The organism is Pseudomonas sp. R2-60-08W, from assembly GCF_003852335.1.
Taxonomy (GTDB): domain Bacteria; phylum Pseudomonadota; class Gammaproteobacteria; order Pseudomonadales; family Pseudomonadaceae; genus Aquipseudomonas.
The window spans coordinates 3,365,887-3,378,523 of record NZ_CP027731.1; the positions used below are offsets into that span (position 1 = coordinate 3,365,887).

Annotated in this window: 8 protein-coding genes; 1 reads left to right on the plus strand and 7 read right to left on the minus strand. The window is 64.1% G+C overall.

The genetic code is table 11. From position 1 onward, the window contains the following. Positions 1 to 8: 8 nt before the first annotated feature. The 7 genes from uvrA to C4J90_RS15230 form a co-directional block, all read right to left on the minus strand. The gene (gene uvrA, locus C4J90_RS15200; RefSeq protein WP_124420216.1) at positions 9 to 2,528 is read right to left on the minus strand and encodes an excinuclease ABC subunit UvrA; all 2,520 of its coding nucleotides are present in this window, start codon (positions 2,526 to 2,528) and stop codon (positions 9 to 11) included. Next, entirely contained in the window at positions 2,525 to 4,237 is a 1,713-nt protein-coding gene (locus C4J90_RS15205) for an ATP-binding protein (RefSeq protein ID WP_124420217.1), read from the minus strand. Before C4J90_RS15205 ends, uvrA begins: the two co-directional genes overlap by 4 nt. Before the next feature lie 100 nt (positions 4,238 to 4,337). Further along, complete coding sequence (locus tag C4J90_RS15210) at positions 4,338 to 7,409, minus strand: error-prone DNA polymerase (RefSeq protein WP_124420218.1); 3,072 nt, start codon at positions 7,407 to 7,409, stop codon at positions 4,338 to 4,340. A gap of 136 nt (positions 7,410 to 7,545) precedes the next feature. After that, the gene (locus C4J90_RS15215; protein ID WP_124420219.1) at positions 7,546 to 8,961 is read right to left on the minus strand and encodes a DNA polymerase Y family protein; all 1,416 of its coding nucleotides are present in this window, start codon (positions 8,959 to 8,961) and stop codon (positions 7,546 to 7,548) included. 7 nt (positions 8,962 to 8,968) lie between these two features. After that, entirely contained in the window at positions 8,969 to 9,583 is a 615-nt protein-coding gene (gene imuA, locus C4J90_RS15220; protein WP_124420220.1) for a translesion DNA synthesis-associated protein ImuA, read from the minus strand. After that, on the minus strand, positions 9,583 to 10,200 hold the full coding sequence (gene lexA, locus C4J90_RS15225; protein ID WP_124414904.1) for a transcriptional repressor LexA: 618 nt from the start codon (positions 10,198 to 10,200) through the stop codon (positions 9,583 to 9,585). Before lexA ends, imuA begins: the two co-directional genes overlap by 1 nt. Positions 10,201 to 10,762: 562 nt before the next feature. Further along, entirely contained in the window at positions 10,763 to 11,350 is a 588-nt protein-coding gene (locus C4J90_RS15230) for an NUDIX domain-containing protein (protein WP_124363181.1), read from the minus strand. A 182-nt stretch (positions 11,351 to 11,532) separates the two neighbouring features. Between C4J90_RS15230 and C4J90_RS15235 the strand changes: the two genes are divergently transcribed. Beyond that, entirely contained in the window at positions 11,533 to 12,459 is a 927-nt protein-coding gene (locus C4J90_RS15235; protein ID WP_124363182.1) for an alpha/beta hydrolase, read from the plus strand. The last annotated feature ends 178 nt before the right edge of the window (positions 12,460 to 12,637 follow it).

Here is a 12,637-nt window from a genome sequence, read left to right on the forward strand (position 1 = left end):
TCTGGCGACTAGCGCAGTTCCCGCGCCAGGAACGGCGCCGTGCGGCTGGTTTTGCTGCAGGCAACTTTTTGCGGCGTACCACTGGCAACCACCTTGCCGCCCGCGTCCCCGGCACCCGGGCCGATGTCGATCACCCAGTCACTCTGCGCCACCACGCGCATCTCATGCTCGACCACCACCACCGTATGCCCCGCCTCGACCAATTGGTTGAGCTGGCTGAGCAAGCGGTCGACATCCCTGGGATGCAGGCCGGTGGTGGGTTCGTCCAGTACGTACAACGTCGCGCCCCGCGCATTGCGTTGCAGCTCGGTCGCCAGCTTGATGCGCTGCGCTTCACCGCCCGACAACTCGGTGGCCGGTTGGCCCAGGCGCAGATAGCCCAGGCCGATATCGCGCAGCACCTGCAGAGCGCGCAGCACGCCCGGTTGTTCGGCAAATACGTCGACGGCCTGCTCCACCGTCAAGCTCAGCACTTGGGCGATGTTCAAGCCTTGCCATGTGATCGCCAGGGTCTCGGGGTTATAGCGCGCACCGTGGCAGGTCGGGCATGGCGCATACACGCTGGGCATGAACAGCAATTCGACGCTGACAAAGCCCTCGCCTTCGCAGTTCGGGCAACGGCCCTTGGCCACGTTGAAGGAGAACTGCCCCGCGTCGTAACCGCGCTTTTTCGCGGCTGGCGTGGCGGCGAACAGTTTGCGCACGTTGTCGAACAGCCCGGTATAGGTCGCCAGGTTGGAACGCGGCGTACGGCCGATGGGTTTCTGGTCCACCTGCACCAGACGGCGGATCTGGTCCAGCCCGGCGCTGATGCGGCCCTCGCTGGCGGAAGGCGCAGCGTCTTCCAGGCTGGGCTCTTCGACGTTTTCCAACACGCGCCCGAGGCCGCTGCTGACCAGTTCCAACAGCGCCTGGCTGACCAGGCTGGACTTGCCCGAACCGGAAATCCCGGTCACTGCCGTGAAGCAGCCCAGCGGGAAATCCACCGCAAGATTCTTCAAGTTGTTGCGCGTCACGCCTTGCAGCTTCAGCCAGCCGCTGGGTTGACGCCGCGCCGGGTTCGCCGGGCGCGGCTCGGCAAACAGGTATTCGCGGGTCTGCGACGCGGCAATATCCGCCAACCCCGCTGGCGGGCCGCTGTACAGCACTTGCCCGCCGTGTTCGCCAGCGGCCGGGCCGACGTCGATCAGCCAGTCGGCGCGGCGCATGGTTTCCAGGTCATGCTCCACCACAAACAGCGAATTGCCGGCCGCTTTCAACCGCGCCAGTGCACTGAACAAGGCCTCGCCATCGGCCGGATGCAGGCCTGCGGACGGCTCGTCGAGCACGTAGATCACGCCGAACAACTGCGAGCCCAGTTGCGTGGCCAGGCGCAAGCGCTGCAATTCTCCGGACGACAGCGTCGGCGTGCTGCGCTCCAGGGCCAGATAGCCCAGCCCCAGCTCGATCAGCGTACTGACGCGTTCGAGCAGGTCCTCGGCGATACGTTGGGCCGCCAGGCGTTTTTCCACTGACAGCTTCATCTTGTCCTGCCCTGCCGCCACCGGCCGCAGCAATTCGGCCAGGCGGGTCAGGGACAGTTGCGACAACTCACCGATATCCACCCCGGCAAACTTCACCGACAGCGCCGCCTTGGTCAGGCGTTTGCCTTCGCACAACGGGCAGGCACTGCCTTGCATGAACTGCGACACGCGCTTTTTCATCAGCGCACTTTGGGTGTGGGCGAAGGTGTGCAGGATGTAGCGCCGCGCGCCGCTGAAGGTGCCCTGGTAACTGGGCTCCAGCTTGCGTTTCAAGGCATCGCGGGTCTGCGCCGGGGTGAAGCCGGCGTACACCGGTACGGTGGGAGTTTCTTCGGTGAACAGGATCCAGTCGCGCTGTTTTTTCGGCAGGTCGCGCCACGGGATATCCACGTCGTATCCCAGGGTCACGAGAATGTCGCGCAGGTTTTGCCCCTGCCAGGCCAGCGGCCAGGCTGCCACCGCGCGCTGGCGAATGGTCAGCGACGGGTCGGGCACCATCAGCGCTTCGGTCACTTCATACACGCGGCCCAGGCCATGGCATTGCGGGCACGCGCCCTGGGGCAGGTTCGGCGAAAAGTCCTCGGCATACAGCATCGCCTGCCCCGGCGGGTAGCTGCCGGCACGGGAATACAGCATGCGGATCAGGCTCGACAAGGTGGTCACGCTGCCCACCGATGAGCGCGCACTCGGCGTGCCACGCTGCTGTTGCAGGGCCACGGCGGGTGGCAAGCCTTCGATGCTGTCGACATCCGGCACGCCGACCTGGTCGATCAAGCGCCGCGCATAGGGCGCCACCGACTCGAAATAACGGCGCTGGGCCTCGGCGTAGACCGTGGAAAAGGCCAGGGACGATTTGCCGGAACCGGACACGCCCGTGAACACCACCAGGGCATCCCGGGGAATATCCACATCGACGTTACGCAAGTTGTGTTCGCGGGCGCCGCGCACCCGCACGAAGCCGGTGTGCGGGGCGGTCGGTGCAGGGATGTTGCGTTGTGAAGTCATGGACAACCTTGTCTGGCGGTGAGAACGCTGCGCACCCGTTGCGTGAGGGCATCGGGGCTGTAGGGCTTGCTCAGCAGGTGAATATCAGCGCTCAGCAGATGATTGGAGGAAAGAATGTCGCGGGTGTGGCCGGAGGTGAACAGCACCGGGATCGGCGGCACCTGCTCACGCGCCCAGTTGGCCAGGTCGATGCTCTTGATGCGGCCGGGCATCACCACGTCGGTAAAAATCAATTCCGGCTGCAGGCCGGCCTGGAGCTTGGCCATGGCCTGGTCGCCGTCTTCGGCCGTCAGCACCGTGTAACCCGATTGTTGCAGCAGCTCCACCACGGCCAGGCGTACGCCTTCATTGTCTTCCACCACCAGGATGGTTTCCTGGCCGGTGCAAGGGCTCTGCTGGCCAATGTCCGGCTCCAGATGCTCCGGTTCCAGGCTGCGCGGGAAATACATCTGCACCACAGAACCTTTGTTTTCCTCGCTCCAGATGTCCACATGCCCGCCGCTTTGCCGGACAAAGCCAAACACCATGCTCAGCCCCAGGCCTGTGCCCTGCCCTTCGCGCTTGGTGGTGAAAAACGGCTCGAACGCACGCTTGAGCACGGTCGCCGGCATTCCAGTGCCCGTGTCGGTGACAGCCAGGCGCACATACTCGCCGGGCTTGATGCTTTTGCCCGCACATTCGGCCGGATTGAGAATGATGTTTTCGCCGGTGATACGAATCACGCCCTCGCCGTGCATGGCATCGCGGGCATTGATCGCCAGGTTGAGCAGCGCGTTTTCCAGCTGGTTGCGGTCGACGTTGATGCACCAGGAATCCTGCGGCAATTGCACGTCGATATGAATGGTTTCGCCCAGCGCGCGTTGCAGCAGTTCACCGAGACCGGCGTAGATACGTTGCGGGTTGTACACCGCCGGCGACAAGGGCTGGCGCCGGGCAAACGCCAGCAGTTGCGAGGACAGGGTGGCGCCGCGTTCCACCGCGGCAATCGCGGCAGAAACACGCCGCTGCACCTGTGCATTGTCCGGCTCATGACGGGCCAGCAGGTGCAGGTTGCCGGCGATCACTTGCAGCAGGTTGTTGAAGTCGTGGGCCACGCCGCCGGTCAGGCCGCCAATCGCTTCGAGCTTCTGCGACTGGCGCAACTGCTCTTCGGCGGCGGAACGCGCCTGCACTTCGGCGGCTACGCGCTGCTCCAGATTGTGGGTCAGCTCCTGGCGCACGCGCTCGGACCGCACCAGTTCAGTGGTCTCTACCACGATCGCCAGCACCCCGGCCGGTTGCTGGTTGTCCCCGGCCACTGGGCTGTAATAGAGGTCCATCCACAAGGTTTCCGGCTTGCCGTTGCGCGACAACACCAGTTCCTTGTTGTTGAACGACAAGGTGCCACCCGCCAGGCATGTATCCACTACATGCCGATTGAACTCGGCCACTTCCGGCCACCCCAGTTCCACCGGCGTGCCCAGCAAGTACGGATGGCGTCCGCCGGCGAACATCGAGTAGCTGTCGTTGTAGATCATATAACCCGCCCGCCCCCACAACATCACCATGGGTACGGGCGAGGCGAGCATCATCTGCACGGTGCAGGCCAGGCTGGTGGACCAGCGATCAATCGGGCCGAGGTCGGTGGTTGACCAGTCAAACCCGCGAATCCGCTGGGCCATTTCACCGGACCAGCCTTCACAGCCGTGGGGGTTGGATAAGAATTGCATGTTCGGGCTCTGGGCAGTGAGAGGACAGTCGCAAGTTTTGGAGCGCAGCGGCGATAGATGGTTTCATCTTGGCTAACTTAAGCCGAAGAAACCACTGGCCTCAGTGAAAATCCCGGCTGCGCACCACAATGCCGTCCAGCAGTGGCGTCAGGTCGGTGAGGCGCCCAGCGATCAAATGCCGCACCTCGCCCACCGCCTCCCAGCGCCCGTCCACCTTGAGCAGGCGCGACCCGACCAGGGCCTGGCGCTGACGTTCGGCCAGGTCGCGCCAGACCACCACATTGAGGTTGCCGAATTCATCTTCCAGGGTGACAAAGGTCACGCCGCTGGCGGTGCCCGGGCGTTGGCGCCCAGTGACCAGGCCGGCGACGCTGACATTGCGCCCATGCTCCACAGTCAGCAGCTCCTGGGAACTGCGACAGCGGCGCCTGCGCAGTTCCGCGCGCAGCAGCGTCAGGGGATGCGGCCCAAGCGTGGTGCCGAGCGTGGCGTAATCGGCGTGCAAGTCCTCGCCGACCGTGGGCTGGGGCAACGCCACCGGCGCTTCATCGGGACTCGGCAGGCCGGCAAACAGGCCCAGTTGCGTGTGCACGCCGGCCACTTCCCAGCGCGCCTGGTGGCGGTTACCGGCTAACGCGCGCAAGGCGCCGGCATCCGCCAGCAGCGCTTGGGCGCGCGCATCCAGGCCGGCGCGGGCGTCAAGGTCGGCGATGTCACTGAAGGCGCGGTGCTGGCGCACGGCCTCGATGCGCCGGCCATCCTCTTCGCGAAACCCGCTGATCATGCACAGGCCCATGCGGATCGCCGGCTGCTGGCCGTCGATGGGTTCCAGGCTGCAATCCCAGTCACTGGCCTGCACGTCCACCGGGCGGATCTGCAGGCGATGCCGGCGCGCGTCCTGCAGGATCTGGTCCGGGCTGTAGAAGCCCATCGGCCAGCTGTTGATCAGCGCGCAGGCAAAGGCCGCCGGCTCATGGCATTTGAGCCAGCTACTGGCGTAGGTCAGCAAGGCAAAACTGGCCGCGTGGGACTCGGGAAAACCATAGCTGCCAAAGCCTTTGATCTGCTCGAAAATCTGCGCGGCAAAGGCCTCGGTGTAGCCGTTTTTCAGCATGCCTTCGCGTAAGCGCTTTTGATGCGGTTCCAGGCCGCCGTGACGTTTCCAGGCGGCCATGGAGCGGCGCAACTGGTCGGCCTCGCCAGGGCTGTAGTCGGCGGCGACCATGGCGATCTGCATCACCTGCTCCTGGAACAAGGGGATGCCCAGGGTGCGCTTCAACACCACTTCCAATGCCGGCGACGGATAGGTTTCTTCTTCCTCTTTATTCCTGCGACGCAAATACGGATGCACCATGCCGCCCTGGATCGGCCCCGGCCGCACGATGGCAACTTCGATCACCAGGTCATAGAAGGTTTGCGGTTTGAGCCTGGGCAGCATCGACATCTGCGCCCGCGATTCGATCTGGAACACGCCGATGGTGTCAGCCTTGCTGATCATCGCGTAGGTGGCCGCATCCTCCTTGGGCATGCCTGCCAGGCTCAAGTCCAGGTTGCGATGGCGGCGCAACAGATCGAAACAGCGGCGGATCGCGCTGAGCATGCCCAGGGCGAGGATATCGACCTTGAGCAGGCCGACGGCGTCGAGGTCGTCCTTGTCCCACTGAATGATGGTGCGCTCGGCCATGGCGGCGTTCTCCACCGGCACCAGGGTGTCCAGCGGGTGTTCGGAAATCACGAAGCCCCCGGGGTGCTGGGACAAATGCCGAGGAAAGCCGATCAATTGTTGGGTCAAGGTCAATACGCGGCGCAGCAGTGGGCTGTCCGGGTCGAAGCCGCTTTCGCGCAGGCGCTCCAACGGCGGCGCGTCGTCACTCCAACGTCCGCAGCATTCGGCCAATGCGTTGACCTGGTCCGCTGGCAGGCCGAGGGCCTTGGCCACATGCCGCACCGCGCCGGTCGCGTGGTAACTGCTGACCACCGCCGTCAACGCCGCGCGCGTGCGGCCATAGCGCTGGAACACGTATTGCAGCACCTCTTCGCGGCGCTCGTGCTCAAAATCCACATCGATATCTGGCGGCTCGTTGCGTTCCCTGGACAGGAAGCGTTCGAACAGCACGTTGCTCAGGCTCGGGTTGATTTCGGTGATACCCAGGGCAAAACACACCGCCGAGTTGGCCGCCGAGCCACGGCCCTGGCACAGGATCGAACGGCTGCGGGCAAAGCGCACAATGTCGTGCACCGTGAGGAAATAGCTTTCGTAGCCCAACTCGCTGATCAGCTCCAGCTCGGTGTTGATCTGCTTAAGGGTCTTGGCATCGATGCCGTCGGGCCAGCGCTGGGCGATGCCTTCCTTGGTGAGGGTGCGCAGCCAGGATTCGGCGTCATGGCCAGCGGGCACCAGTTCGCGTGGATAGTGGTAACGCAACTGGCCGAGGTCGAAGCTGCAGCGCCGCGCGATGGCGAGGGTTTCATCGAGCAAGGCTTGCGGGTACAGCGCGGCCAGGGCGTCGAGACTGCGCAGGTGCCGCTCGCCATTGGGATGCAGATGCAGGCCGGCTTCGGCCACCGGTACGTGATGGCGGATGGCGGTCATGGTGTCTTGCAGGGCGCGACGCCCGCGCGCATGCATGTGCACATCACCGCAGGCGACGGCCGGGATTTTCAGGCTGGCCGCCAGCTGCAGGCGTTGCTCCAGATGCCGTGCATCGTCCTGCCCGCAGTGCAAGTGCACCGCCAGCCACAGGCGCTCGGCGAAGGTACGGCGCAGCCACTGGATGCTGGCCTGGGTGTCACTGTCTTGCGCCACCCACAACGCCAGCAGGCCGGGCAGCGGTTGCTCGAAGTCTTCCTGCAGCAGGCGATAGCTGCCTTTTTCGGCGCGGCGGCGGGCCAGGGTGATCAATCGGCACAGGTGCTGGTAACCGCTCAGGTTTTCCACCAGCAGCACCAGTTTCGGCCCGTTCTCGATGCGCACTTCGCTGCCGATAATCAGCGGCAATTCCAGCGCTTTCGCCGCCTGCCAGGCACGCACGATGCCTGACAGGGTGCATTCGTCGGTGATCGCCAGGGCGCTGTAGCCTTGGCGTTTAGCCCGCTCGAAGAGTTCCAGCGCACTGGATGCACCGCGCTGGAAGCTGAAGTTGGACAGGCAATGCAGCTCGGCGTACTTCATGCTTGCCCCGCCCCTGTAGGAGCGAGCTTGCTCGCGAAAAACCCAAGGGCACCGCATTCATTCTGGTGCCCCGCGTTATCGTTAACCGCCTTCGCGAGCAAGCTCGCTCCTACAGAGGGTGGCGACTTATAGGTTTTCATGCAAACCAGCCTTGCAGCCACAGGCCATCCTGTTGCCCCACCGTGCGGTAGGCCCAGCCTTGCTGGCCGGCGCGGGTCTGGATGAGGTAATAGTCGCGGCGGATATCGGCGCCATCCCACCAGCCGGATTCGATGCGTTCCGGGCCCATCAGGATCTGTACGCCCTGCTCGGCCAGCAAGGTCGGTTGATTCAACAACCAGCCAGGGCGCCGGACCTTGTTCAAGCTCGGGCATGGGTGATTGTCGACGGCGGCTTGCCAGGCGCATTCAGGGCGATGGTCGGCGTGAAAACGCAGGCCCTGCACCGCCTCATCGCCCAGGCGCGCGCGCAGGCGTTCGCGCAATTGCTCCCAGGGCAGGGACTGTTGCGGGCGGTCGTCGAACAGGTCCTGGCGCTGCGGCACGAATACCGGCAAGTCCTGGGCCACCAGGCGAAACCCGCGCACCGGTGCAGTGACTTGCACCTGCTCCAATCGCCCCCGGGCCAGTTCGAACAGCATCGAAGGCTCGCGCTCGGCGCTCAGCAGGCCGACCTTGATCACACTGTCCGCTGCCTGGGCATGTTCCAAGTGCAGGTCGAAACGCTGCACGCCGCTGTCTCGCCCGCACAGGAAGGCGGCCAGGTCGGCGGTCAGACGGCGCAAGGGAAACAGCAGTGCCTGGTGGGATTGCACATCGAAATTCAACTCGATGCGTACATCGAACTGGTCCGGCGGCTGATAGAACCCCAGGGCCAACGGCCGCTGCCCGCTCAGGGCGTCGAGGTGCTTGAGCAGGCTGGCGTCAAAGCGCCGCGCCAGGGTATGCCGAGGCAGCGCCTGCACGTGGGCCAAGGTGCGCAGGCCCATGCGCGACAACGCGGTGGCGGCCTGCGGTTCAATCCCGGCGCGGTCGATCGGCAACGGCGCCAGGGCCTGCATCAAGGCGCTGTCGTCGGCCACCGCCAGGCCATCGTAACGGTTGGCCAACACCCGTGCCGCCGCCGGGTTGGGCGCGGCAACGATGCGGTGACGAAAGCCCAGCTCGGTCAACTCTTTGCGCAAACGCGCCTCGAACTGCGGCCAGGGCCCGAACAGGCCCAGGCTCGACTCGATCTCGAACAGCAAGGCGCGTGGGTAATACACGCTGACCTGGGAACTGAAGCGGTAGGCCCAGGCGGCGAGAAACTGCTGCCAGCGCTCGATTTCCAGCGGATCGTACTCGGCACAGGCGAAGGTCTTGGTCAGCGCATGCGCCGCCGTCAGCGACTGGCCGGGGCGCAACCCCAGGGCGCGGGCGGCGGCATTGACGGTTTGCAGCACGCGCCGCTGCGGCGTACCGGCCAGCAGTGCCAGCGGTTGGTCGGGCTCGGGATGGGCACGCAGTACCCCGTCCAGCGCCAATTGCGGGAAGACAATACAGACCCAGCGCATGGCAACCTCAATGCCCCGCCAGGGCAATCGGCGCCGGATGGGCCAGGCCGCCACGGCATTTGAGCACACGCACTTGCGCAGGCCTTGCCTCGACCGCCAGGCGCAAGGCGGCCGGCGATGGGTTGATCGCGTCACTCAAGGTGCGCCAGGCAAACGCCAGGGTTTGCCCGGTTTCCGCAGCCACCTGCAAACGGCGCAAGGCACGGTCATCGGCCTTGCGCGGCCAACACAACACCGCACCACAACTACCGGAGCGCAGGCATTGCTCCACCGCCCACAGCGCGTCGCGCTCCTGGGCCTGGATCACCGCGAGCTGACGCACATCCACCCCGGCGTTCTGCCAGGCATGGGGATACGGCGTATAGGGCGGTGCCACCAGCACAATACGTTCGCCCATCGCCGACAAGCGCGCCAGGGTTGGCAGCACCAGTTGCAGTTCGCCCACACCGTCCTTGGCCATCAGGATTTCACTCAAGGCCGCCTCCGGCCAGCCGCCGCTGGGCAGCACCGCATCCAGCGCCGCAAGCCCGGTGGGATGCACACTGGCCGGTGGCGCGGCGGGCCGGCCCTTCCAGACTCGCCCACCATTGAACAGCGAGTCCAGGGCAACCACGGCGCCCATCAGCCTTGCCTCACCAGGCCGCAGAACACCCCTTCGATGGCCAGGTCTTGATCGGCCCCGACCACGATGGGTTGATACGCCGGGTTGCGCGGCAACAGGCGCACCTTGTCGCCATGGCGCTCGAAACGCTTGATGGTGACTTCACCGTCCAGGCGCGCCACCACAATTTGCCCGTTCAAGGCCTCGGCACTGCGCCGCACGCCCACCAGGTCACCATCGAGAATGCCGTCTTCAATCATCGAATCGCCCTGCACGCGCAGCAGGTAGTCCGGGGTCTTGGCGAAGGTGGCGGGGTCGAGTTGCAGGCGATTGTGCACTTCGGCATCCGCGCCGATGGGCAAGCCTGCGGCTACACGACCGAGCACCGGGATGTCCAGCCATTCCGGGCGCGGCGGTTGGTTGAGCAGGCGAATCCCCCGGGCCTGGTTGGGGTTGACCTCGATAAAACCGGCTTCGGTCAGGGCCACCACATGCTTGCGGGCGACGCTGCGCGAGGCAAAGCCGAACGCCTCGGCGATCTCGGCGAGGCTCGGGGGCTGACCTTGCTGCGCGATGCGCTCGCGGATGAAGGTCAGGATGGCGGTACGGCGGGGGGTCAGGGTCGTCATGGAGTACATTTGTACTCTTGTGGGAAATTTCTGACAATAGCCGTCAGTCGGCGATACGCCTCGGTCAAATGTGGGAGGGGGCTTGCCCCCGATGGCGGCCTGACAGCCGACCAGGATGTTGGATCAAGGCGAGTACATATCCGTTGCTGCGGTAACGGCGGCTTAGGGTTCCGCCCTTACGGCGTCTCACTTTTGAAAAGCGCAAAAGTAAGCAAAACGCTCTTGCCCCACCACTCGGCACCTCGCCTAGGCTCGGTGTGCCCGTAATCCGACATTGATTTGGGGGGCCGCCGCCACGCGCCATCCATGGCGCGGGGCGGCTAAACCGGCATCCCTGCCGGTTTACCCCCCAAATCAATATCGAATTGCGGCCAGCGTGGTTTAACGGGGCGCCTAGATCAAAAGCAAGATCAAGAGCGACTCGCTTCGCATCGTGGTTACCCTAGGCTGCTACAAAGTTGTGTAGATACCTATGCCCGGATGACAGCGTATCAGTCAACTTATTGGTAACTGGCACACCTCCATCGGGAGCAAGCCCCCTCCCACCTTTTGATCTTCATGCTCGATCGAGCTACCACCGCTCTTTCAACATGCGCAGTTCCAAATGCTGCAGCAGCATGATGGTCTTGCCATCCACGATTTCCCCACTGGCTACCATCCCCAGCGCCTGCTCGAACCCGAGCTCCAGCACTTCGATATCCTCGCCCTCCTCCGCCAGGCCGCCGCCGGCGCCAACCCGGTCGCCCGGCTGGTATTCACCGATAAAAAAGTGAATCCGCTCGGTCACCGACCCCGGGCTCATGAACGCCGCATAGACTTTTTCGACATGTCCCACGCGGTAGCCGGTCTCTTCCTCGGCCTCCAGGCGGATGCGCTCTTCGGGGCTGGCGTTGTCAAGCAACCCGGCCGCCGCTTCGATCAGGTAGCCGGCGTAATCGTTGACAAACGTGGGCATGCGGAACTGGCGGATCAGCAGCACCGTGCGCTGCTCGCGGTTGTACAACAGGATGGTCGCACCGTTGCCCCGGTCGTACACCTCGCGGGTCTGGGCTTGCCAACTGCCGTCACGGCGGCGCAGCTCGAAGCTGTATTTCTTCAGGAGGTACCAGTTGTCCGAAAGGGTTTCTTCGGCGGTGATGCGCACGGGGCTGTTGTCCATGGTCGGGCCTTTGCTCAAAGAAGCGGAGCATCGCGTGCAGGCCATGCAGCGTCAAGCCGGTCGCCCCGCTGCATCGCTGCAACACTTTGCAAGCAATCCTGGGTCACGGCCGTCGCATTAATTTCTCCCCCAGCCGGGCCATCTGGTACAACCCGTGCTTCGCCCTTTGTAATGGAACCTTCATGTCATCTCGTTCTATGCCCCGTCGGGGCCTGCGCTGGCTGGCGCTGCTGTGCATGGCCGTGTTGATCGTCGGCCTGCCGGTGGGCTGCGCCGTGCTGCAACACAAGGAGCGCGAGCTGGTGTTTCGCATCGAGCCGGGCACCGCAGGCTGGTACACCGGGCTGCCCAACGCCGTCCAGGAGTTCGATATCAAGCCCGCCGCCTTCAAGGCCGGCCAGAATATTCATGGCTGGTGGTACCCGGCCGCGCAGAAAGATGCGCCCGCCATCCTCTACCTGCACGGCGTGCGCTGGAACCTCACCGGCCAGCTGTTTCGCATCGAACAATTGCACGCCATGGGCTTTTCGGTGTTGGCCATCGACTATCGCGGTTTTGGCAAAAGCCAGGGCGACCTGCCTTCGGAAACCACGGTGTATGAAGACGCACGCATCGCCTGGGAGCGCTTCCAGACCTTGCAACCCGACCCCGGCAAACGCCTGCTCTACGGGCATTCCCTGGGTGGCGCAGTGGCCATCGACCTCGCCGCAGAGCTGAGCAAACAGGTACCGCTGCCGGTGCGCGGGCTGGTGATCGAATCCACGTTCACTTCCCTGGGAGATGTTGCCACGGCGGTTGCCAATACCTCGTTGCCGGTACGCTGGTTGCTCTCGCAGAAATTCGATTCCATCGACAAGATGGCCGATATCCATATGCCCTTATTGGTGGTGCATGGCCTCGATGACCGCTACGTGCCACCGCGTTTCAGCCAGCAATTATTTGAAGCCGCCCAGGAGCCCAAGCGGCTGTTACTGGTGCCGGGTGCCAGTCATAACAACAGCATGAGCCTGGCCGGGCGCGATTATGGTCAGGCACTGCACAAACTGATGCAAACGAGCATGCCCTCACCGCTGGTCACGCACTCCACAGGCCGCGTGGGCGACTCATAAATGCGCTTTTCGGCACTGGGTTCGCTCAGGCCTGTCAAGCGCAAACCCTGGCCATATTGGCCCCCGTTGAAAGTTGATCAAATATTGATCGCAGGTTAAATCGCCAACGCTGCCGGGCCCTTGCAAAGTTATCCACAGAGATACCCACGGTTTTCGTGGACAACTCTTTTTACTTTTT